Consider the following 22134-nt stretch of genomic DNA (forward strand, 5'->3'; position numbering starts at 1 on the left):
AGCTTTTTAATCTAAAACTATATCCCTTAACACATAAATGGTTGTTCCTGCAAAAGCAAGGAAAGTCATCATCAGAACGAATATCATGCGCTTTGGTGATTCAGGTCTGAGAGGCACAACAGCACCTTTTATCAAGGAAAAGGCAGGTGTACGTTCCTGAACCTTGGCTTTTGCCAGTTGCAATTGTGTGCTGAGAGAGGAATAACTATTGTACTTTAGCTGCATGTCATTCTCCAGGTCATTCTGTTTTGCATGAATACTTTCCAAAATAACGTCCATGTTTGCATCCGAATAGCTTCCGTAGAGCTGGCGGGATTTTTCGTATGCAGCTTTGGCTTCTGCTGTAAGTTTCTGGTAATACTTCACATCATTTCTCGCCTTATTGGTTCGATAATTGGTTATAAATACCTGGAGATGTTGTCTTACAGAATCTACCAGAATCTTACAGATATATGGATCCTGTGCTTTGGCACTAATGGTGATGGCACCAGTTTTCTTGTCTGTTGTAAATTTGATGCTCTCCTTGATTTGTTCTACGATATTTGAATCGTCTTTTGACAAATTATAAGGATTGAATTTGCCATCCGTTGCCAAGTCCTGTTTCTTTGAAGTCAGTTTCCCCTTAATCCAACCCATACATGCAGTCCACCAGGCTACTTCCTGGTGTTTCTTCAAGTAAGTATAGTAATCGGTGGAGATGGAATGATCCTTATTCGTGACCTTGATATGAAACAATTTTGATACGAAACCATTATCATCCATCAGTTCCGGATAGAGCAGCGGAGTGATAGCGTCTGTGGACTGCATGGACGACAGATCCAGTCCAAAAGTAGAGGCCAGCGAACTCAAGGCAGAACCGCTACCGGAACCGGCACTTTCCACTTCTGGTACTACTACTGCTTCAGCAGCATAGACCCTAGGTACGCAAACGATATAGAGACATGACAATACAAATACGATGGGTATGATTATTGCATATAGCTTACGTCTCAGCTTTATTTCTTGAAATACCTTTTTATAATCTATCTTTTTTGCTTCCATTTTTCGTTTATGTTAATCGTCATTACTTGCTCAGATTAGCTATCGTCGCAATCATGGCTGCAATGCTACTCATGCTTGTACCCAGACTCATGGTTTCTGCAACGCTCATCTTGCGCTTCATCTTGGCAGGTACTACTATCTCGCAGCCTGGCTGAACCTTGGTACCATGTCCCACCTTGGCTACCTTGCCGTTCATGTAGATGATGTAGGATTTGCTCTTGTAGGCGTCTGATGCATAGCCACCAGCTTCGGCAATGTACTTGGATACGCTCTTGCCCTTCTCGTAGGCAACCGTATTGGCGTACATCACAGCGCCGTTGATCTTGACCGTACCGTTATATTGAGGCACAACCAGACGGTCACCTTCCCTGAGGATGATGTCTGCATCTGAGCCAGGCTTGTTCAACGCTTCTTCCAAATCAATACCAACAGGATATTCTTCCGGCACATTGAACTTCAGAAGATCCGCGTCCTTGGCTTCCTTTGCTGTCTGCGTGATGGCGCTAGCATTGTTGCTGCTGGCAGCCAGTTGCAGAAGATTTTTCTGCTGCTGTTCACGTTGCATTTTCAGGACGGCTTCCATACGAGCTTTTTCGGCTTCGTTTGCCTTACGCATCAGGCGGGCACCCTTGATATAGGCTTGCTCGGTTGCGCCACCAGCTCTATGGAAGAGATCACTGAGGCGCACATTGCGACGGCTCAAAGTATAAGTGCCACCAAACATCACCTCACCCTCAATCTTTACGTTCTGCTGTTCTGCATAGGCAGGACTCTTGCGAATGCTTACCTCGTCAAAAGGCATCAGCTTGAAGCCCGGAGTTCCGTCAATGACAAAACCGTCCTTCAAAGACAGAATATAGGTCTGCGCAATGATGCTGTCGGGCGCTGTTGCCTTAGCATCGCTTACTCGTCTGCTTACCATCACGTTAACCGTTGAAGCCTTGTCAGTCAAGCCTCCAGCCTGGAGTACGAAGTCTTCAACTGTTTCATTCTCAGCATATTTGTAGACACCAGGATACTGCACTTCGCCACGTATGGTCAGGGTGCGCTCTGTGGTCTTGTCCTGTCGGGTAGGGATGAAGAGTACATCGTTTTCCTTCAATGGAATGTCCGGAGTGTTGCCTGCCATGATTCCGGCTAAATCCACGCTGATTACTTCCAGGTTGCGGTCTGCCTTCATGCGATGCATTATGGCTCTGTTGGTGAATGCATCTTCTGTGAGTCCTTCTGCATGCTCTATCAGTGAACGGACGCTGTTTACCTGTTCTCCAAGGTTGTACATTCCAGGGCGGAACACGGCACCCTTTACCTCTACGGTGTTGGCATAACGAGGCAGAATGGAATCTACGCTTACTGAGTCGCCATCATCAATGCGGAAGTTGGCAAAATCAAACTCTTCTACGTTATATACGGATTTTTCCCTTCCGGTCTTGCGGTTCACGCGGACAGATTTTCTGTAAGCATCTCCAGCAAAGCCTCCGGAATATTTTAGAAGGGAGTTGACGCTCTCATTCTTCTTCATCTCATAAATCATCGGGCGCTTTACCTTACCCGTAATGGTTACGAGACAATCGTATGGACCAACGACGATGACGTCATTATCTGCCAGTCTTACATTGCCCGTAAGCTTGCCATTGAGGATGTAATCATAGATGTCTACAACCGTTACAAGGCGGTTGTTACGATAAACCTTGATGTTGCGCAAGGTTCCCAGGTCGTTTGTTCCTCCTGCCATATAGAGTGCATGGAACACGGTGGCAAAGGCTGAGAGGGTGTAGGTTCCCGGTGCCTTTACCTCGCCCATCACGTTAACCATGATGGTCTTGGTTTGCCCAACTGTCAGTTTCACCCGGCTTGAACGGTAGCGGCTTCCCAGAGTGTTGCGGAGTCGGGCATTAGCCTGGGCTACGGTAAGACCACTTACGTTTACTGGTCCATAACCCTCGATAGTTACTTCTCCATCAGGAGAAACGGTGCTCTGAATGGTTTTCTGTGAAGCTCCATAGATGTCAATGATGACTGCATCACCTGGTCCCAGACGATAGTTCTGTGGGGTAGCGATGTTCATATTCGGTTCGAAACTCAATTCCTTGTTGTTGAAGATGTCACGACCGAAAACCTTCTTGCGGTTCTTTTCCTTTTCAGCAAGAAGGCGCTTGAGCATCAGGGTAGAATCAGGGATGATGAAATCCATCTCATTCTGAAAATCCATGAATTCCGCATCATTTTCATCGTAAGAACGCTTGAAATTTTCATCCTCTTTTGCCTTTATGCGATAATTGCTGTAGTTTTCTGCCTTTTTGTTGACATTATTGTAATCTTCTCTCCTTTTTCCGTTGTTCGTACGAAGGCGTGTTGCGTCCTTGCCGGCAATCTCTTCAGAGGCTCCGGCAATACCGCCTTGTTTCATCTGTCGTTCATACTTATTGCGAACGCGTCGGATTTGCGAAATGTCAACGCCTTGCTGCATCAGCTTGGTTACGATTTGGGCATTGGATGTTCCGCGCTCATGTTCCTTTACAACATATTTCATCACCTGATCATCAGTCATAGACGATGATTGGGCGTGTATTGTATTTGCAGAAAAAGCTAGCAAAAGTGCCAGGATGATATATTTCTTCATTCTCAATTTATTATCAGTGTTTATGATTCTCCTTTGATTAGGATTATGCCAGTTGGGTCATGTGATAACCCAGGTCCTTCAGCTCCATGGCAATACCAATGAGATACATTTGGTGAAGGGCAGCAATAAAGCCTCTGAATGCTTCCTCGGTCCCTGGCTGGAGATTCTGATGAATCAGCAGGTGGAAGGTGCGTGCTGCGCATTCGGCTACTATCGCAGAAAGTTCCTTGTGTCTGGTTTCATCTAGAAGGAGTACTTTCTCGCAGATATAGTCGTCCATGTGGTCGAAGTCGATACGGTCTCTGAGATATTTGTAGTGGTCTTCTACCTTGCCGTAGAGTTCCCAATCTTCATCCCAATACTTCGCCAGAGCCATTCCTACGAACATGATCCAGCCCAGGCTGACGGTAGGATATTTGTTAAACTCCCGCAGTGCATCAGGAAGATAGCTTTCTCCAACCTTTGCCCAGAGTTGTTCCAAGTCAGGAGCTTCTGGCAGATGCTGGTCTACAAGGTCTTTACTAGTAAGATATTGATAAAGATCATTCTTGATGATTTCTTCTACATTTATTTTATTATTTTCCATTGTCGTTTCTATTTTTCTTGCAAAGATACATTATTTTTATGAAATAAGCAACTATTTATTTCATTTTTTAGGATAGGGTGGTTATATTGCTTCGATTGTGCATAATATTATTAAAAAAGCCTTGGTTGCAAAAATGCAACCAAGGCCCGTATGTTTAGAACTTAAAGTTTTTTTTGATAATACTAGATCTGCTCGCTCCAGTCCTCCTGGCTCTTACGAACGTAAGTCTGGTAACGGAGCTTAGCCATCTTCTCTGCCTGAGAGAAGAGCTCATCAGCCTCCTTAGGGAATGCCTTCTGTACAGAGAGGTAACGAACCTCACCGAGCAAGAAGTCGCGGAAGTTCTCCCAGTTTGGAGCCTTAGAGTCGAGTGTGAATGGATTCTTACCCTCATCAGCCAACAGTGGGTTGTAACGCCACAAGTGCCAGTAACCGCACTCAACAGCCAACTCTTCCTCGTGCTGTGAACGACCCATACCGCCCTTACGCTTCAAACCGTGGTTGATACATGGTGCGTAAGCGATGATGAGTGATGGGCCTGGATAAGCCTCAGCCTCGCGGATAGCCTTCAATGTCTGAGCATTGTCAGCACCCATAGCTACCTGAGCTACGTAGATGTAACCGTATGTAGTCTGCATCAAACCGAGATCCTTCTTACGGATACGCTTACCCTGAGCAGCGAACTGTGCGATAGCACCGAGAGGTGTTGACTTAGAAGACTGACCACCAGTGTTAGAGTAAACCTCAGTATCGAGTACCAAGATGTTAACATCCTCACCAGAAGCCAATACGTGGTCGAGACCACCGTAACCGATATCATAAGAAGCACCATCACCACCGATGATCCACTGTGAACGCTTAACGAGGTAGTGATCCAAAGTCTTGAGCTCCTTGCAGATAGGGCAACCCTTCTCAGCGCCGGCAGCGATGAGAGGCTTCAACTCTGCAGCAGCCTCCTTAGAACCCTCAGAATCGTTCATGTTAGCAACCCACTTGTCAGCAGCTGCTACGAACTCAGCAGGAACATGCTCCTGAGCCTTAGCCTCCTCGAGCAAGTGAGCGATGCGCTCCTTCATCTTCTTGTTACCCATTACCATACCGAGACCGAACTCGCAGAAGTCCTCGAACAATGAGTTGTCGAATGCAGGACCCTGACCCTTAGCGTTCTTTGTATATGGAGTAGATGGGATAGAAGCTGAGTAGATAGAAGAACAACCAGTAGCGTTAGCAATCATCTGACGGTCACCGAAGAGCTGAGAAATCAACTTAACGTATGGAGTCTCACCACAACCAGAGCAAGCACCAGAGAACTCGAACAATGGCTGAGCGAACTGAGAGTTCTTAGGGCTCTGCTTGATGTCTACGAGATCCTGCTTAGAAGCTACCTTGTGTACGAGGTACTCCCAGTTAGCTGCTTCCTTGACCATATCCTCTGCGTCTACGTTGAATGGAACCATTGTCAACGCCTTCTCACCCTTCTTACCTGGGCAGACGTCAGCACAGTTACCACAACCAAGACAGTCGAGTACTGAAGCCTCGATGCGGAAGTGCATTCCAGCCAAAGCCTTAGGTGCCTTAACATCCTGAGTTGCGAGACCCTCGATGCCTGCGAGCTCCTCGTCGGTCAATACGAATGGACGGATAGCTGCGTGAGGACAAACGAATGAACACTTGTTACACTGGATACAGTTCTCTACGTTCCATACTGGTACGAATGCCTCAACACCACGCTTCTCGAATGCTGCAGTACCGTTCTGCCATGTACCGTCAACTGTGTTGTGCTTAACGAAGTCAGAAACCTTCAAGAGGTCACCTGCCTGGCCGTTGATAGGACGAACGAGCTCCTTAACGAATGCTGGAGCGTTATCCTCCTTAGCCTCATCGTCTGCGAGGTTAGCCCAAGCTGGATCTACTGTCAACTGCTTGTACTCACCACCACGGTCGACAGCGCCGAAGTTCTTGTCAACAACGTCCTGACCCTTCTTAGAGTAAGACTTAACGATGAATGCCTTCATCTGCTCTACAGCGAGATCCAAAGGAATAACCTCTGTGATACGGAAGAATGCAGACTGGAGGATGGTGTTGGTACGGTTACCGAGACCAATCTCCTGAGCAATCTTAGTTGCGTTGATATAGTAAACAGTGATGTTGTTCTGAGCGAAGTAACGCTTTACCTTGTTAGGGATGAAGTTAACCAACTCCTCACCATCGAAGATAGTGTTCAACAGGAAGAAACCGTTCTTACGCAAACCACGTGTTACATCGTACATGTGGAGGTAAGCCTGTACGTGGCAAGCTACGAAGTTAGGAGTATTTACCTGATAAGCACTGTGGATAGGGCTGTCGCCGAAACGCAAGTGAGAGCAGGTGAAACCACCAGACTTCTTAGAGTCGTAAGAGAAGTATGCCTGGCAATACTTGTTGGTATTGTTACCGATAATCTGAACTGAGTTCTTGTTCGCACCAACAGTACCGTCAGCACCCAAACCATAGAACTTAGCCTCGAACAAGTCGTCGCCACCCATTGGAATCTCCTCCTCTTCTGGGAGAGAAGTGAATGTAACGTCATCAACGATACCTACAGTGAAGTGGTTCTTTGGCTGTGGCAACTCGAGGTTCTTGAATACAGCAACAATCTTAGCTGGAGTTGTATCAGAAGAACCGAGACCGTAGCGACCGCCAACGATCAATGGCTTGCGCTCGTCATCGTAGAGAGCTGACTTAACGTCGAGGTACAATGGCTCACCCTCTGCACCTGGCTCCTTAGTACGGTCGAGAACAGCGATACGCTTAACGGTTGCTGGGATAGTCTTCTTCAAGAAGTCAACAGAGAATGGACGGAAGAGGTGAACTGCAACCATACCAACCTTCTTGCCCTGCTTGTTCAAGTAGTCGATAGCCTCGCGAGCTGGCTCTGTAGCAGAACCCATCAGGATGATGATGTTCTCTGCATCCTCAGCACCGTAGTAGTTGAAGAGGTGATACTCACGACCAGTGATCTTAGTCATCTCCTGGCAGTACTTCTCTACAACCTCAGGGATTGCATCGTAGTAAGGGTTGCAAGCCTCACGGTGAGTGAAGAATGTCTCTGGGTTCTCAGCGGTACCGCGAGTAACAGGACGCTCAGGAGTCAAAGCACGGTTACGGAAGTCCTCGATGAACTCTTCCTTAACCAATGGACGGATGTCTTCCATATCCATCTCCTCGATCTTGTGGTACTCGTGAGAAGTACGGAAACCGTCGAAGAAGTTAACGAAAGGAACCTTTGTCTCCAATGTAGCCAAGTGAGGAACTGCAGAGAGGTCCATAACCTCCTGAACGGAACCTGAGCAGAACATAGCGAAGCCTGTCTGGCGGCAAGCCATTACGTCCTGGTGGTCACCGAAGATACAAAGTGAGTGAGAAGCCAATGTACGAGCTGATACGTTGAACACGCAAGGGAGCAACTCACCAGCAATCTTGTACATGTTAGGAATCATCAGCAACAAACCCTGAGAAGCAGTGTAAGTTGAAGTCAAGGCACCAGCCTGGAGAGAACCGTGAACTGCACCGGCAGCACCAGCCTCAGATTCCATTTCCTGGATAGAAACTCGCTGACCGAAAAGGTTCTTACGACCTTTGGCAGCCCATTCATCTACATGCTCCGCCATTGGTGATGATGGAGTAATAGGGTAGATAGCAGCAACCTCAGTAAACATGTAGCTTACATGTGCGGCAGCTGTGTTACCATCACAAGTGATAAATTTTTTCTCTTTTGCCATTTTACTTTTAGATAAAATATTAAAAATGTTTTGTATTTAATTCTTCTTTCGAAAATTCTTTTTTAGTACAGAAATCCCAGAAGCCACAAAGGAATCTTGTTGTCCTTGCCTACCTCGGTATTGTATCGGGCGTAGATGATGTCGGGATTATTGCGCATCTTATTAGAAGATTGAGCGTCGCAGATTCTGAACCGCTTCTCACCGTCAACAGTATAGTAATGGTCCTTACCTGCCTGGTGCACTACGTGGTCTTTCCAAAGAGAGTTGACAAAGAAAGTTTCCATCACTTCCTGCTTGTCAATCTGTATCGGATAGATTGCGTACATCAGATTGGAATTGTGCATCATCACCTTGGTCGGTTTCTTCGGGAAGTCCTGACCTTCCGGATAGATCATGTTGATGAGTCGTGCGTCGGCCAGATACTTGATGTAGTTCATGACCGTTGCTCTGCTCGTATTGATGCTATCGGCAAGCTGGCTTACGTTTGGAGCTTTGGCTCCTTCCACTGCCAGCTGGTAGAACAGACGCTTTATCTTGGTAAGATATTTCAGTTCTATCTGCTTGATGAGGAGGATGTCCACCTCTGTCATCATGTTCATTGTCTTTAGTAGATTCTCTGTGAAGTTTCTGTGCTCCAGAAAGAATGGATAAAAACCGTGGTGCAAGTAGTCCTGAAAATACTTCATCGGACTCACCTTCGGCAATATCTGCTTGATGATGTGCTCATGGTTGCGGAGGATATCGTCCAGTTCGTATGGCTGGAAATTGTTACCCGTCTGCAGATTGATGAATTCTCTGAACGAGAATCCTCTCAGATTGTAACTCTTTACCACGCCGTTCAGTTCCGGGTTCTCTTCCTTCAGTCGCATTACGCTGGAACCGGTGAAAACAATTTTCAGTTCTGGATAGAGGTCATAGCACTTTCTGAGTTCCTTGCTCCAGTCGGGCTGTTTGAAAACCTGATCTATGAGCAGTGTTCTGCCGCCTTGCTTCACGAAATCGCCTGCAAAATCTGCAATGCCTCTACTCTGGAAATAGAAATTGTTCATGTTTACATACAGGCACTTGCGGTCGGTAGGGCCAAAGTGCTCTTTGGCATACTGGAGGAGGAAGGTAGACTTGCCTACGCCTCTTGTTCCCTTTATGCCTATCATGCGGTCGCTCCAGTCTATTTCGTCCATCAAGGTACGTCTTACTGGGGCGTTCGTATGCTCTACGAGGTATGTATGTGTTCTGAAGAATGCTTCTTCCATGAGTTGTCTTTTATTACTTTTTTGTTTTATGATGCAAAGGTAATTAATTATTTCTAATTTGCAAAGTCTAGATAGCAAAAAGTAATTTTTTTTATTTTATTTAGCACTATTCTAAGTAAAATTGGTCTGATTTTGCAGTTTTTCAACGATTTATTTATAACTTTGCAGCATGAAACTACATATCTTCAATCCAGAACACGATTTGGCTTTGGCCTCAAATTTGCGTCAGTTTACTGCTCCACATGCAGGACGCCAACTCAGGAGTGACCTTTCCTTCATCCCTGCTTTATGGGCTGATGAAGGTGATTTGGTCTTGGTCGACGACATAGATAATGCCCGTGACAAGGTGCGCCATCTTGGAGGTGATCTTGTTGATAAGGTTGAGTTTATCACTAAAGTTCAGTTAGCACATTTTATCAAGACGGAATTTCTTGACAGCGTTCATCCCTGGGGATGGGATTTGAGCCTGAAGGGCGAGCTGGAACACATCGGAATACCGGAAATAGCCTTGCCGGGCGATGCTATATTAAATAAGGTACGCGCGTTAAGCAGTCGCCAATGGGCTGCAGAGCATCTTCAGAGCGGGGTTAGGTTTGTCCAGTCCGTGGCAGAGGTGAAGTCTCTCGTCAGGGAGTGGGGCAAGGCTGTCATCAAGGCTCCCTGGAGCAGCAGTGGCAGGGGAGTGCGCTTCGTTTCTGCTGATGAATTCAGGGAAGGCAGCGATTATCCGTCTTTCGAAAGATGGGTGGGTAATATTATTTACCGCCAGGGTGGAGTTACCGTTGAGCCTTATTATAATAAGGTGATGGATTTCGGCATGGAGTTTGAAATGGTGGATGGCAAGGTGCTCTATCGTGGCTTGTCGCTTTTCGACACCATCAAGAATGCTTATTCGGGAAATGTTCTCTGCCCGGAAGACAAGAAGGTGGAGATGATGGCTCGTTACGTCAGCCCGGAGCGATTGCTGCAGATTCGCCAGCATGTCATTGACGTGATGGAGCCAGCCCTGAAGGGAATCTATAGTGGTCCGTTTGGGGTGGATATGATGATTTATGCCAAGGAACAGAATCTTCCGGCTTCTGATGGTGCTTCTTCTGATGTGCAGGATGATTTCGGAGTGAACGAATGCATAGAGGTCAATCTGCGCAGAACGATGGGGCATGTAGCCATCGATTTGGCAGATTATCTTCAGAAGAGTTTTTCCGAGCTCAATCAACTGATGCGTGTAGAATTTGACGGTAACCGCTATCATCTGCGCGTCCTGCCCGGTCAGCCATCAGCAGAAGCCCCGCTTCATTAAGCGGGAACTTCTGCTTGATGAATATTTGCACAAATGCAGATCATTTAGTCATCTAATAGATTTCAACAATATCTGCTGCATGAAGCACCTTCAGACCACCGATTTTTATAAAATGAAAATCCCCACCAACCATCCGCATCCTTACCGGAATGGGAAAGTTGGTGGGGTTCATCAGATGAAGGTCACCACATTTTTTCGGGTGAACCTTTTGAAAACAATCCGTCAATATCGGGTTGTCTCATCAGTCTATGTCGATTACCTGGAAATGCTTGTTGAAGGTTAAATCCAACCCATTTGCCAATTCCACTTCGTATTCATTCTTGTTCATTTCAATCTTCTTTACCGCTTGCGCTGGATAATTCTCCTTCAGGTAGTTCCTGATGGCCTGCGGAATCAGCTTGGCTGGCACTTTTCCCTGCTTGCAGTCAATCTCTGTGAGATTGCCTTTCTTATCAAATTCCAGCTTGGTTCCGTTCTGCAGAACCACATCATAGCTCTTGTTGATAACCCCCGTCTCAATGGTAGCAAGCATCACCTTCTGATTGTTGAAATGGTTGCTGAGTAAGGTTTGAGCCTTTACCGGGAGTGCATTAACGGCGATTGGCTTGTCATTGCCTGCATTTGCTGACATATTGCATGATAGTATGCAGCAAATGGCTATCATCAAAATTCTTATCATTCTTTTCATAAACCACAAAATTTAAAAGTTTATAATTTCTATTTGCGATGAATGTCTGAACATCATTATCTGAACATCATACAGAAATTAGACGCAGATCATCCGCAAATGTTTAAAATAGATATTCTTTTTTCGCTTTTTCCTTTCTATTTCTCTTCTCCTGCTACATCTTTAATCAAATATCAAACGGTTAAATCTCGTTAATGCAATAAACCTTTTCAAGTTTTATAAATCAAAAGAAATGGTTTTGGTAGAAACCATGATGCTTTCGTGTGGCGTTAGGGTCCGCTAGGCGTTCCTGCGGATTTGCGTATCTCCCTAACGCCTAGCGAACTTGCAAACCAGTATTACGGACTTATACCACAGCACCTGCTGCCCTGTTAGGGTGTGTGGAGCTTACTTGCGAAAGTTCTGTCTTGTTATATTCCTCATCGCTCACAGCTTCCTGCCACTCGTTGGATGTGTTCTCGCCAGGTATTTCAAAGGCGAGGTGGGCAAACCAGCTGTCTTTTGCAGCACCATGCCAATGCTTCACGTTGGCAGGAATATGGATGACTGTGCCGGGGAGGATTTCCTGCGCAGGCTTTCCTTCCTCCTGATACCAGCCACGTCCGGCTACGCCTACCAGCATTTGTCCGCCGCCCTTTGTTGCGTGGTGCGTGTGCCAGTTGTTACGGCAACCAGGCTCAAAGGTAACATTGAAGAAAGGTATCTGACTGTCAGATATTTGTGCCAGATAACTGTTGCCTTTGAAGTATTTGGCGTAAGCGGTGTTGGGTTCGCCAATAGGGAATATCATCTCGCGCAGGAAAGCAGCCTTGGCGTCTTCTCCTTTCACATCTTCGTTCCATACCTCTTTTGCCAGATTGAAGGCAGCCCAGGCCTTTGGCCAGCCTGCGTAGAAGGCGATGTGAGTAATAATCTCTGCCGCTTCCGTGCGGGTAATTCCGTTATTCTTTGCCGACTGCAAGTGATATTTCAGCGAGTTGTCGGTGATTCCTTGGCTGATGAGCGAAGTGATTGTTACCAAACTGCGGTCGCGCAATGAAAGCAGGTCATTGCGGCTCCATACTTCTCCGAAGAGAATGTCGTCGTTGAGGTGGGCGAACTCCGGCGCAAACTCACCCAGCTGGGCGCGCCCTGCTGTCTGTACTATTTTCTTCATTGTATTATATTTTTAAATTCTTCTCCATATTTTCAAATTCTTCTCCAGAAAACATCTTCGATGTAAAAAATAACAGTTATTCTATATATGCTTCCTTGTATTTATGCAGTCTTGCGGTACTCGCTTGGAGTCTTTCCCGTCTGTGCCTTGAAAAAGCGGACGAAGTGCTGAGAATATTCAAAGCCGAGGCGCTGGCTGACTTGCATAATGGTTAAGGTTTCATCTACAAGTAGTTGACGGGCTGCAGAAAGCAGTCGGTCGTTGATCAGACTCTTTGCGGTTCTGCCAGTCTCTGTCTTGACTAATTCACCGAAATATTTGGTAGAATAGCAGCATTTGTCGGCAAAGTAGGCTACGGTAGGCAGCCCTTCACGCATTGCTTCATGGGCAATGTATTCATCGAGCAGAGAGATGAACTTCTTTACCACCGAATGATTTATCTCCTCGCGTGTGATAAACTGTCGGTCGTAGAAGCGCAGGCAGTAGTTCAGCAGCAACTCGATGTTTGAAACGATGAGTTCACGCGAATGCTTATCTATAGGATGCTCGAGTTCCAGCTTGATCATTGAGAGCACGTCACGGAAGATGTTTACCTCGGCTGCGGATAGATGTAGAGCTTCGTTGCTTGTATAGTCGAAGAACTCATAGCGGGAGATGTTCTTGCCAAGCTGGGTGCGGTTGAGCAACTCGGGATGGAAAGCCAATACCGTGTATTTTGCAAGCGGTACTCCAGGAATGGGTTCAACCTTAATCGACTGTCCTGGAGCAAACGAGGTTACGGTCATCTCGTCAAAATCATATTCTGTTCTGCCGTATGACAATTTGCAGCCCTTGTTTTCCTTCAGAAAGAGGGCGTAAAGTCCGTAGTGATGCACAGCCGCCTCTATAGGAGAGGCGTTTTCTACACGTGCAATGCTTACCAGAGGATGAAGCGTTTTTACCCCAATGTAGTCGTTGAACTCCTGTATTGTATTAAAGAATAATTCCTTCATAATTCTATCCATTTTAAACTTGTGCAAAGATACGCATATTCTACCAAAGAGCTTATACCTATTTTTCGGAAGTTATTACCTTTATAGGAGTTTTTTATCCTTTGTACTTAAATACTTTAACCATATCCTTGTCGCCACCCACAAGTTGGCTGCATCGGTTCAGCATTCCGGTGTCTGAGAAACCGCATTTCTCCATAACTCTTCCAGAAGCTGGATTCCCAGTGAAATGGTCTGCCCAGATGTTTTCGAAATGCTTCTCGTTGATGCAGAAGTCGAGCATCAGCTTCAAGGCTTCGGTGCAGATTCCCTTGTTCCAATAAGGCTTTCCTACCCAATAGCCCACCTCGCAGTCGTTTTCTCCGATAGGGATGTTGCTGGTTTCATGGGTGTAGTAGCCGATGCAGCCGATAGCCTCGCCAGTCTCTTTCCATATGATTGCCCATGTCGTATCGTTATGGAAGAAAGTCCGGATAATCTCACGACTTTCCTCTACAGACTTATGTGCTGGCCATCCTGCTCGTGGTCCAACATTAGGGTCTGAGGCGTACTTGAAGAGCGCCTCTGCATCCGATTCTTGCCAATGGCGAAGTAAAATTCTTTCTGTTTCCATCAGATTATATCAATGTTTTGCATTTTATTTACTATGTGCACTTACCCCAGCCAGTCGGTAAAGATAAGTATACATTCGTGTACCTTCTCAAAGAATTTCCCTATCCGGCGCTTGATGCCCTTCCAAAATATCCCATTCTTTGTAATGCTCATATACTTCGTTCTTTAATTTGAATTTCTTGTGCATTGTCTTATGGTGCCAGACTTTCATTCCCATCCATGCCCCGATGCTGCAAAAATACAAAAAATATTCAGAAAAGTGATTATATGGATGGATTTTGTTTGCAGGGCGAACTTGATTTAACCTTATTTATAAGCTAGAGAGGCATTGAGGGACAACTTGGGGACATCTAGAATAACCGGAAATCCTTAATGACCTTAATGACCGTGACCTTAATGACCGGAAAACGGCCCTAACATTTGTCGCTTGTGTCATAATTATTTTATCTTCAATGTCCGCAGATATTCTTTTTGCTCGGGCGTGATTCTGTTGCTCTCAATGGACTTCTGGATGGTCTTGTTGTGCGTCCAGGAAGCAAGGCGGTTTTGCTCGATGTAGGGAATTGCCTGGTCCCATTGCTTGGCAAGGGCGGTGGCGAAGAACCAGGCTACCATCATTTTTACGTAATACTCTTCGCTCCTTACTGATGCTGGAATTTTAAGATATTCTGCATTGAAGTCTTTATCAAGGTAATGAGACATAAGTGTCTCTATTCCAAAACGACAAGTATAAACGTGTGATGATTTACTCCAAGTCTTGATCTTCGCCAACAGCTCCTCCTTGTGTTTGGCAAACACCTTCGGAGACATGATGTCGCAAACCGCCCAGTTATCCACGAATGGCAGGAATCTGTCTGTAAGACGGATGCATTCCTCGTAGTCCTTTACTTCGGAAACGAGGAGTCCGTGAAGCATATTCTCATCGTAGTATTCGTGAGGAAGCTGCTGAAGGAATTTCTCGCATTCAGCCTCCTTTGTAAATTCTTTTGCGAACTTGCGAAGCACAGGCACACGAATGCCTATGAAACTCTCCACAGGCACTCCCGGTGTCAGTTTGGCCTGGAAAGCAGCATACTGCTTATCCTGCATGGCGAACAGTCTTTCTTGAAGTGAAGTCATTTTTATCCAATTAATTTAATAATCTGTTTATCCGAAGCATCAGGCAGGATTTCTTTCAGATGATTGAAAATCCTCTGATAAGATTCCTGGGGAGTGCGATAGCATTGGCAAGCCTCCCAGCCATAGAGATCTTCGGGAGTGTTGAGCAGCGACCATCCCCAGCCATATTCATGATTGTGCTTGTCACGAGGATAGATGAAATCCTCGGTCACGATGTAAGTCGCCATTTCCAGTCGGGTGAGATAACCGTCAAACTTGCTTCTCATTCCTTTTCCTGTAAAACCGCAGGCTGCCCGAAGTTCTCTTGTGATGAGACTACCGGTAGATTGAAGCGTGCAGAGAATGGCTCCTTCTATTGATTCATCATCTGGGCGAGGGTATTTGCTTCTTCTGTAGTTACAGAAGTCCGGCCACCATTTCTGGCTGATGAATCCTGCTTTCTTGTTGAAGAACTTTCCGTACATACATGGCATTTCCTGCACAATCTCACCCTTCCATTTCCAAAGCGGCCAGTCCCAGCCGCCTTCAGGAAGTCTTACGTAACCGCAATCCTCCGCCACGATGTCTTCGGCAGAGAATCCTTCAATGCCACTATCAAGGAGAGGGAGGAAGCCGATCTGCTGAATCAGCTCCATCATGCCTGTTGCTGAATAAACATCTGGGAAATTCATGTTCATCTATTTTTATCCGTTGAACTTAAATAATCTTGACGTTACATCTGTCTTCTTATGTATCGTGCCAGTCCGTAAACATATCTTCGGCAACCTGGACGATAGTGGAGCAGGCGGTCGAACCATGCAAGATGTTTGTTGAATAGGCGAACTGTAACACCTACATAGACCATGGCGAAGAGCGTTCCGATGCCCACGATCTCCCATTTCCATGAACCGAGAAGCAGGAAACAGAACAAGACGGCCAAGACCACGAGCGTGATGTCCACCCGAATCTTGGCTTTAGGGAAAGGCCAGCCGGTAACCTTGTGAATGGCGATGGAAATGCCCTCGCCAGGCATGGTTACTGAGCCGCACTTCACCTCCATGGCAATTCCGAAACCGAGGATGGTGCAACCGGCAATCTGCACAAGGGCATTGACCAGGATATTTTCTGAAACCATCCACTGTGTAAGCACCATATTGAGGTCTATGAACATTCCGAAGATAAAGCCGATAGCGAGCTGGAAGAGTTGCACCCACTCGAAGTTTCTTCTCAGAATCAGAATCTGCAGCACCACGAAGATCGCATTCATCATGATGGTGTAGCCGCCGATAGTCCATCCTGGGATGTAATCAAGCATCTTTCCTGCCGAAGCCATCACGTAAGGGATGGTGGAAATAACGCTTGAACCTAACTGACTTCGCACACATGCTGCGACTCCGAAAGTCATTACATAGAGCGAAACGAGCAGCAGAACATGCTGCCATACAAAAGATATAACTTCTTCTTTTTTAATCATTTATATTATTTTCTTAATCAATTCGTTCAGTTTGTCTTCTCTGATAATCTTCGGCTGAGCCTTGCCAGCAAGAATGAGAATCTTCTTGCCGTTACGATAGATATGAAGCTGTCGTGAACGAACCGCGGCAGTCAACTCCTCATCGTTCTGCATGGCTTGCCAGATAGGATAATATACTCCCTCAGGTTCAAACAACTTCTTTTGAAGATGCGAGCAGAGGTTTGTTGTATCAATAGTCATTTATTTCTTCTTTATCGTTCCATTAAATATTTTCCATTGCTTCTCAAATGACAAATCTTTTTCTGTCGAATCAAAGTAACTGATGTTGAGATTTTTCTCCCATGGATTCCAGTTGCCGCAAATTCTGCCATCATGGGCGATAACAGGAAAGAAAATGCCATTATTAGTGTATGCAGACCGGACTATCTCACCCTCATCGTATGCATTCTTGAATGCGAAGGAAGAAGGTTTGCGAGTACGCATCATCACAGCCCATCTTACCATCCGGTAATCCTGGGCTTGCATGGCTCCAAAATGAGACACCACCTTTTGGGGAGTATCAAATTGAGGGCAGATGAGCTGCTGCGAAAGCAGGCGTATTGCTATTGGATTCATTGTTTCTGAGTCGTTAAAATTACGTTGATTATTTCAAAGCCTTGCCGTCGGAGAAAGCGTTTCCGACTTTCTCGCCCAGCTGGATATAGCCGTGATGAATAGGGTCGAAGACAATCAGTTCCATCTTCTCCATGTCTGGATTTCCGTCTTCTGCCAGATACTTTTCATCCACAAGAATATTGACGATTTCGGCAACGAGATAATAGCCGGTTTCGCTTTCGTCATACTTCTCCTTGATGCGGCACTCCAGGGTCATCGGGAAATCGGTGAACACAGGAGCGTTGACCATAGTTGCCTTCTCGATGCTCCATCCAGTCTTCTCCATCTTCTTCGGGTCGTTCTTGGCAGAAACAATGCCCACGAAATCAGAAGCCACCATGGTTTTCTTGGTCGCGAAGGCAACGGTAAACTCGCCACCAAGCTTCAGGTTGTCTGTGGTGACGTGATTTCCCATCGAGATCATAATCTCCTTCATGTCCCACTGTCCTGCCCAGGCAGCGTTCATTGCGTTGGCAACTCCATCCTTATTATATGTGCCGATAATCAGCACTGGCTGTGGTGCAAACCACGGCTTTGGTGCAAAACTTTTCATATGCTTCGTACTTTATATTGTTATTATTTTAAATGTGCTTGTTGAATCATTTGCAGGTTCTCTGCAGTTTGTCAGAGTCTTGCTATATATATATGATCATTTGATATTACTTCTAATGTCTGGATTTGGGTCTGGTTCCGCAGCCATCATTGGCTGTTCCTCAGGAAGTATGTATCTACTGCTGATGTGGAGACCAGAATCATTGTTCGCTTCTATCTCTCCACGCAGTCGTTCTTTCAATTTGGTGTTTCTGTTGATTACCGTTAGATTACGTATTGCATAAGCGAGAGCTTTGGGCTGGCCGATAAGCACACAGATTTTTTTAGCTCTCGTAATGCCTGTATAGATGAGGTTGCGCTGAAGCATCACAAAATGAGTCATCAAAACTGGGATTACCACGATCGGATATTCTGAACCTTGCGATTTATGAATGGTAGAAGCATAGGCCAATGTTAGCTCATCAAGCTCCGTTGCTTCATATTCCACCAGATTGTTGTCAAAGTTGACACAGAGTGTGCGGTCTTCTATGTTGACTTTTTCTACAGTTCCGATGTCACCATTGTACACATTCTTATCGTAATTGTTACGTATTTGCATCACACGGTCGCCCAACTTATAAGTTGTACCACCACGGCTTATGCCCAATGTAGTTGTATTGAGTGCTTGCTGTAGCATCATGTTCAGGTTGGCTGCACCTACCACACTTCTTTGCATCGGCGTAAGTACCTGGATGTTGCTTAAAGGCTGATTGTAAGCCTTTGGCAAGCGATACTTCACAAGTTTTACTATTTCTTCAGCCACTTGTTCCGGGTCTTCATTTTTGATGAAGAAGAAGTCGGTGTGCTTGCCGTTGCTCGTATCTGGATAATGCCCTTGGTTGATGGCATGGGCACTCATGACGATTCTGCTGGATTGAGCTTGCCGGAAGATGCGGGTTAGTCGAACTACGGGAATCTTCTCGGAGTCAATAATGTCACGCAAAACATTGCCAGCTCCAACACTTGGCAACTGGTCAATATCACCCACAAGCAGTAAGCGCATGTGTTCGGGAATAGCCTTCATTAGATTATACATCAATATGATGTCAATCATAGAACACTCATCCACAATCAGCGCATCACCTTCCAGTGGGTTCTCCTCATTTCGTTTGTAACCATCTTGTGGATTAAACTCCAATAGTCTATGAATGGTCTTGGCTTCCATATTGGTAGCTTCGCTCATTCGCTTGGACGCACGGCCAGTAGGTGCTGCAAGCAAAATCCTCATTCCTGCCGTTTTATACGCAGCAATGATACCTTGCGTAGTTGTGGTCTTACCTGTACCAGGACCGCCAGTCAGTACCATCACTTTCGAGCGGATCGCTTGTTGGATGGCAGCAATCTGAACCTCGTCATATTCTATACCAGAGGCCTTTTCAATCGCTTTAATATCAGCCTTCAATCCGAGGTTATTTGCTCCTTGACTATTTATTAAGGTCAAGAGTTTCTTTGCCGTTCCACGTTCAGAATGATAGAATGGAGGCAGATATATGGCTTCATTCTCACGGATGAGATCTTCCGAAGCAATCATCTCTGAAATGGCTTGTCTGATGGGTTCTTCGTCTGCTTCAAGCAGTTTCTTGGCTGCTTCTATAAGCTGCTCTTCTATAGCATATACATGTCCTTCGTTGGAAAGTTCATTCAATGTATAACCTATACCACTTTTGCAACGTCTCAAATCGTTTTTCTCGTAGCCCATCTTAGAGGCAATACCATCAGCGGTTTTAAATCCGATGCCCCAAATATCATCTGCAAGGCGATAAGGATTCTCTTTCACGTTGTCGATGCTTTCCTTGCCGTACTGGCGATATATTTTGGCGGCATACGCAGTACTTACTCCGTATTGTTGCAGGAAGATCATTACATTCTTGATGTCCTTCTGTTTCTCCCAACTGTCTCGTATTTTCTCTACACGTTTCTTACCGATGCCGGCCACTTCATATAGTCGTTCGATGTCATCTTCAATTACCTCGATGGTATCAGTACCGAACCTCTCAACTATCAGATGAGCATACTTCGGACCAATGCCTTTCACCAGTCCGCTTCCCAAATATTTCTCTATGCCATATACAGTTGCAGGCATCACTTCTTCCCACGTCTCACATACGAATTGACGTCCGTATCGCTTATCGACTTTCCAGTCACCATTACACAATAGTACAGCACCCACTGGTATATCCAGCAGGTTGCCCACCAAGGTAACAAGTTCTGAATAATCCTTGACCTTAACCCTCATCACGGAATATCCATTCTCCTGATTTTGGTAGGTAATGTGCTCTACTACGCAACGTATCTTTATCATTTATTTTATGTCTATCTCCGTGAAACGATTGAAAGTTCTGCCGTCCCTCGTAACTTTCCCGAAGAACATCTTTTCGGGGCGAACCCAATAGGCCTGGTCTCCATAGAGAGCCTGATAAACCACCATGCGCTCCTGGGTCTCGGAGTCGAAGGCAGAATGGATGAACCTGTATTTGCCGCCCTTGAAGTGCTGGAAATATCTTTCTTCCTTTGCCGAAAACTCCATCATCATTTTCTGGGCAAGGGGAGCGTACCAGGTCTTCACCTCCTGCTCAGTAGGCGTATGACCGCCAGGGAAATGGAAAGCTTGGTTGTAATGCTCCAGGAAGAGAGGGGAGAAGTGAGCCAGGGTGTCCTGCTCACCAAAAAGACCCCACACACGATTCTTATAATAGGGGTTGCAATGGTCAAACTGCACGGCTTCCAGTTCCGCAAACTCCTCAATCAGTGCCTCGTCAATCACCAGCCGTTGATTTCCGTCCCTTCTCGGCGCCTTGTATTCATGCTCGCCGATTCGCTCCTTCAGAAACTCAGTCATCATGAAATACGGATTGCCGAGCAGGGCAGGAATGCCCACCACCGGAGCCAGCATCTGAGCGAGGAAAGAGCCGCAGCTGTTGCCCAGAAGCAAGTCGGGCTGTTCCCGGTCGATGATGGAGCGAATCTCCTTCAGTGCCTCCTTGGGGTGCAAAGGGAGGTCGGGAGCCAGCACCACCGCCGTCCCCTCAAACGCCTCTTTCAAGGCTCTCGCCATCGGACAACTGCCCGTGGCGAAGAATCCGTGTAGGAATAATATCTTCTTCATGCTCTAATCTTCAATGTCTTGTTTACTTTGTGTCTATTATCTTGTTGCAGAGATATTTGGGGGTACTAGCTTATCTTATATGTTGTAATCTAAATATTTCTTTCTGCTTTTCTATTTCTTCCTTAAGTTGCTGTTCTGTAGGAAGATAGGTGAGATATTTTGAAGCAAATAATTGCTTGCTGTCGTGCAGGATGGAAAATCTTGCAATGTCCTGGCTGGTTTCCGAACAAAGAAGTATGCCGATGGTCGGATTGTCGCCTTCCGTGCGCTTCAGTTCATCATACATTCTTACATACATATCCATTTGGCCTACTTCCTGATGGGTGATCTTGGTTGTCTTCAGGTCGATCAGTACAAAACATTTCATCAGGTAATTGTAGAATACCAGGTCTATGTAGTAGTCCTGGGTATCGGTGATGATGTGCTGCTGTCGCTCTACGAATGCATAGCCTTTGCCCATCTCCATCAGAAACTTCTGAAGATGGGTGATGATGGCACTCTCCAGTTCGCTTTCCGAGAAGCTCATATCTCGTTCTCTACCTCATCTTTGTGCTCATTGCTGGTTTGCAGGAGTCGATAATAGTATTGTGAGGCAACATTGCGGTCGAGGGTTCTTGTGCTCCACATTTGCTCTGACGATTCCTTTAAATACCATAGACGAGCTTCTGCATCTGTAACTCTTAGAATACTCTTTAGATGAGTCCAAGTAAGATTTTGCACGCGCGCGTGCAAAATCTCCCAATCAGGGAAATATTGGTATAATTGCTTGAAATAGGCAAGGTTACGAACACCATAGCCGGAGCCGAACTCAGTCGTCAACTGCTGAGATATGGACTTGATGAGCTGTATTCCATAATCTGCACGCTGCTTGCCAAGCTGCTCTTCTTCAACAATACGTTTGCCAATTTCCCAGTTTGAGCGTATCAGGGTTTCGTTGATAGATTGATACGCCCTGTTTCTTGCCCTTGTGATGATGGTTCTGATATCATCTATGACATGTGCATCTATATTTATAATATTCTTTTCCATCTATATATTTTTTCATTTTTTTGATTTCTCCTGTAATCATATTATTATATATTTATATGTAAAGGCAAAGGTAATAAAAAAAAAGGAAAACGAGCAAAAAAAAGATGATTTTTTTGCAGTCTTCCCTCTACTTTCCTTTTATAATTTCTTAATGACCTTAATGACCGTGACCG

At 45.7% G+C, this 22134-nt stretch carries 19 protein-coding genes and 1 pseudogene; 1 reads left to right on the top strand and 19 read right to left on the bottom strand.

All coding sequences use genetic code 11. The features are described from left to right. Positions 1–6: 6 nt before the first annotated feature. The 5 genes from ACQRBJ_RS10385 to ACQRBJ_RS10405 all read right to left on the bottom strand — a co-directional run bounded on the left by ACQRBJ_RS10385 (position 7) and on the right by ACQRBJ_RS10405 (position 9264). A complete protein-coding gene (locus ACQRBJ_RS10385) occupies positions 7–1041 on the bottom strand; it encodes a chain-length determining protein (RefSeq protein ID WP_441937396.1) in 1035 nt (344 codons plus the stop codon). Between the two features lie 22 nt (positions 1042–1063). Then, positions 1064–3664, bottom strand: a complete 2601-nt coding sequence (locus ACQRBJ_RS10390) for an SLBB domain-containing protein (RefSeq protein ID WP_445303563.1) — start codon at positions 3662–3664, stop codon at positions 1064–1066. A gap of 43 nt (positions 3665–3707) precedes the next feature. After that, the gene (locus ACQRBJ_RS10395) at positions 3708–4250 is read right to left on the bottom strand and encodes a hypothetical protein (RefSeq protein WP_445303564.1); all 543 of its coding nucleotides are present in this window, start codon (positions 4248–4250) and stop codon (positions 3708–3710) included. Between the two features lie 182 nt (positions 4251–4432). After that, on the bottom strand, positions 4433–8011 hold the full coding sequence (gene nifJ / locus ACQRBJ_RS10400) for a pyruvate:ferredoxin (flavodoxin) oxidoreductase (RefSeq protein ID WP_441937400.1): 3579 nt from the start codon (positions 8009–8011) through the stop codon (positions 4433–4435). A 62-nt stretch (positions 8012–8073) separates the two neighbouring features. Beyond that, positions 8074–9264, bottom strand: a complete 1191-nt coding sequence (locus ACQRBJ_RS10405; RefSeq protein WP_153125994.1) for an ATP-binding protein — start codon at positions 9262–9264, stop codon at positions 8074–8076. Positions 9265–9433: 169 nt separating this feature from the next. On the opposite strand from ACQRBJ_RS10405, the gene ACQRBJ_RS10410 reads away from it, so the two are divergent. Continuing rightward, positions 9434–10564 carry a hypothetical protein gene (locus tag ACQRBJ_RS10410; RefSeq protein ID WP_445303565.1) on the top strand — a complete coding sequence of 377 codons (1131 nt, stop codon included), beginning with the start codon at positions 9434–9436 and terminating at the stop codon, positions 10562–10564. A 241-nt stretch (positions 10565–10805) separates the two neighbouring features. Here the strand turns inward: ACQRBJ_RS10410 and ACQRBJ_RS10415 are convergent, their stop codons facing one another. The 14 genes and pseudogenes from ACQRBJ_RS10415 to ACQRBJ_RS10480 form a co-directional block, all read right to left on the bottom strand. Then, positions 10806–11243, bottom strand: coding sequence for a PepSY-like domain-containing protein (locus ACQRBJ_RS10415; protein WP_295346811.1), 438 nt, complete (start codon positions 11241–11243; stop codon positions 10806–10808). 355 nt (positions 11244–11598) lie between these two features. Further along, positions 11599–12408, bottom strand: coding sequence for a carboxymuconolactone decarboxylase family protein (locus tag ACQRBJ_RS10420; RefSeq protein ID WP_445303566.1), 810 nt, complete (start codon positions 12406–12408; stop codon positions 11599–11601). Positions 12409–12509: 101 nt separating this feature from the next. Continuing rightward, positions 12510–13412, bottom strand: coding sequence for a helix-turn-helix domain-containing protein (locus tag ACQRBJ_RS10425; protein ID WP_445303567.1), 903 nt, complete (start codon positions 13410–13412; stop codon positions 12510–12512). Between the two features lie 82 nt (positions 13413–13494). Further along, positions 13495–14010 carry a GNAT family N-acetyltransferase gene (locus ACQRBJ_RS10430; RefSeq protein WP_445303568.1) on the bottom strand — a complete coding sequence of 172 codons (516 nt, stop codon included), beginning with the start codon at positions 14008–14010 and terminating at the stop codon, positions 13495–13497. A gap of 87 nt (positions 14011–14097) precedes the next feature. After that, a complete protein-coding gene (locus ACQRBJ_RS10435; protein WP_294972514.1) occupies positions 14098–14253 on the bottom strand; it encodes a DUF1294 domain-containing protein in 156 nt (51 codons plus the stop codon). A 194-nt stretch (positions 14254–14447) separates the two neighbouring features. Then, positions 14448–15128, bottom strand: a complete 681-nt coding sequence (locus ACQRBJ_RS10440) for a DNA alkylation repair protein (RefSeq protein ID WP_445303569.1) — start codon at positions 15126–15128, stop codon at positions 14448–14450. A gap of 2 nt (positions 15129–15130) precedes the next feature. Further along, positions 15131–15799 carry an AlkZ-related protein gene (locus tag ACQRBJ_RS10445; RefSeq protein ID WP_445303574.1) on the bottom strand — a complete coding sequence of 223 codons (669 nt, stop codon included), beginning with the start codon at positions 15797–15799 and terminating at the stop codon, positions 15131–15133. A 41-nt stretch (positions 15800–15840) separates the two neighbouring features. Then, on the bottom strand, positions 15841–16581 hold the full coding sequence (locus tag ACQRBJ_RS10450; protein WP_337946787.1) for a YczE/YyaS/YitT family protein: 741 nt from the start codon (positions 16579–16581) through the stop codon (positions 15841–15843). Then, the gene (locus ACQRBJ_RS10455; RefSeq protein WP_134843386.1) at positions 16582–16821 is read right to left on the bottom strand and encodes a hypothetical protein; all 240 of its coding nucleotides are present in this window, start codon (positions 16819–16821) and stop codon (positions 16582–16584) included. Beyond that, positions 16822–17196 (bottom strand): hypothetical protein, encoded by a 375-nt coding sequence (locus ACQRBJ_RS10460; RefSeq protein WP_445303570.1) that lies wholly within the window; start codon positions 17194–17196, stop codon positions 16822–16824. Between the two features lie 28 nt (positions 17197–17224). Further along, positions 17225–17788 (bottom strand): flavin reductase, encoded by a 564-nt coding sequence (locus ACQRBJ_RS10465; protein WP_294717219.1) that lies wholly within the window; start codon positions 17786–17788, stop codon positions 17225–17227. Positions 17789–17884: 96 nt separating this feature from the next. After that, entirely contained in the window at positions 17885–20128 is a 2244-nt protein-coding gene (gene recD2 / locus ACQRBJ_RS10470; protein WP_445303571.1) for an SF1B family DNA helicase RecD2, read from the bottom strand. Next, positions 20129–20932, bottom strand: coding sequence for a YqiA/YcfP family alpha/beta fold hydrolase (locus tag ACQRBJ_RS10475; protein ID WP_445303572.1), 804 nt, complete (start codon positions 20930–20932; stop codon positions 20129–20131). 70 nt (positions 20933–21002) lie between these two features. Then, positions 21003–21961, bottom strand: a pseudogene (locus ACQRBJ_RS10480) (PDDEXK nuclease domain-containing protein). Positions 21962–22134: the final 173 nt, after the last annotated feature.

Source organism: Prevotella sp. SGI.167, assembly GCF_050313615.1.
In the GTDB taxonomy this organism is placed as follows: domain Bacteria; phylum Bacteroidota; class Bacteroidia; order Bacteroidales; family Bacteroidaceae; genus Prevotella.

Bases quoted from the DNA above. Each gene is read 5' to 3' on its own strand.
- ACQRBJ_RS10385 (WP_441937396.1), bottom strand. From the start codon at position 1,041: ATGGAAGCAAAAAAGATAGATTATAAAAAGGTATTTCAAGAAATAAAG.
- ACQRBJ_RS10390 (WP_445303563.1), bottom strand. From the start codon at position 3,664: ATGAAGAAATATATCATCCTGGCACTTTTGCTAGCTTTTTCTGCAAAT.
- ACQRBJ_RS10395 (WP_445303564.1), bottom strand. From the start codon at position 4,250: ATGGAAAATAATAAAATAAATGTAGAAGAAATCATCAAGAATGATCTT.
- nifJ (WP_441937400.1), bottom strand. From the start codon at position 8,011: ATGGCAAAAGAGAAAAAATTTATCACTTGTGATGGTAACACAGCTGCC.
- ACQRBJ_RS10405 (WP_153125994.1), bottom strand. From the start codon at position 9,264: ATGGAAGAAGCATTCTTCAGAACACATACATACCTCGTAGAGCATACG.
- ACQRBJ_RS10410 (WP_445303565.1), top strand. From the start codon at position 9,434: ATGAAACTACATATCTTCAATCCAGAACACGATTTGGCTTTGGCCTCA.
- ACQRBJ_RS10415 (WP_295346811.1), bottom strand. From the start codon at position 11,243: ATGATAAGAATTTTGATGATAGCCATTTGCTGCATACTATCATGCAAT.
- ACQRBJ_RS10420 (WP_445303566.1), bottom strand. From the start codon at position 12,408: ATGAAGAAAATAGTACAGACAGCAGGGCGCGCCCAGCTGGGTGAGTTT.
- ACQRBJ_RS10425 (WP_445303567.1), bottom strand. From the start codon at position 13,412: ATGGATAGAATTATGAAGGAATTATTCTTTAATACAATACAGGAGTTC.
- ACQRBJ_RS10430 (WP_445303568.1), bottom strand. From the start codon at position 14,010: ATGGAAACAGAAAGAATTTTACTTCGCCATTGGCAAGAATCGGATGCA.
- ACQRBJ_RS10440 (WP_445303569.1), bottom strand. From the start codon at position 15,128: ATGACTTCACTTCAAGAAAGACTGTTCGCCATGCAGGATAAGCAGTAT.
- ACQRBJ_RS10445 (WP_445303574.1), bottom strand. From the start codon at position 15,799: ATGAATTTCCCAGATGTTTATTCAGCAACAGGCATGATGGAGCTGATT.
- ACQRBJ_RS10450 (WP_337946787.1), bottom strand. From the start codon at position 16,581: ATGATTAAAAAAGAAGAAGTTATATCTTTTGTATGGCAGCATGTTCTG.
- ACQRBJ_RS10455 (WP_134843386.1), bottom strand. From the start codon at position 16,821: ATGACTATTGATACAACAAACCTCTGCTCGCATCTTCAAAAGAAGTTG.
- ACQRBJ_RS10460 (WP_445303570.1), bottom strand. From the start codon at position 17,196: ATGAATCCAATAGCAATACGCCTGCTTTCGCAGCAGCTCATCTGCCCT.
- ACQRBJ_RS10465 (WP_294717219.1), bottom strand. From the start codon at position 17,788: ATGAAAAGTTTTGCACCAAAGCCGTGGTTTGCACCACAGCCAGTGCTG.
- recD2 (WP_445303571.1), bottom strand. From the start codon at position 20,128: ATGATAAAGATACGTTGCGTAGTAGAGCACATTACCTACCAAAATCAG.
- ACQRBJ_RS10475 (WP_445303572.1), bottom strand. From the start codon at position 20,932: ATGAAGAAGATATTATTCCTACACGGATTCTTCGCCACGGGCAGTTGT.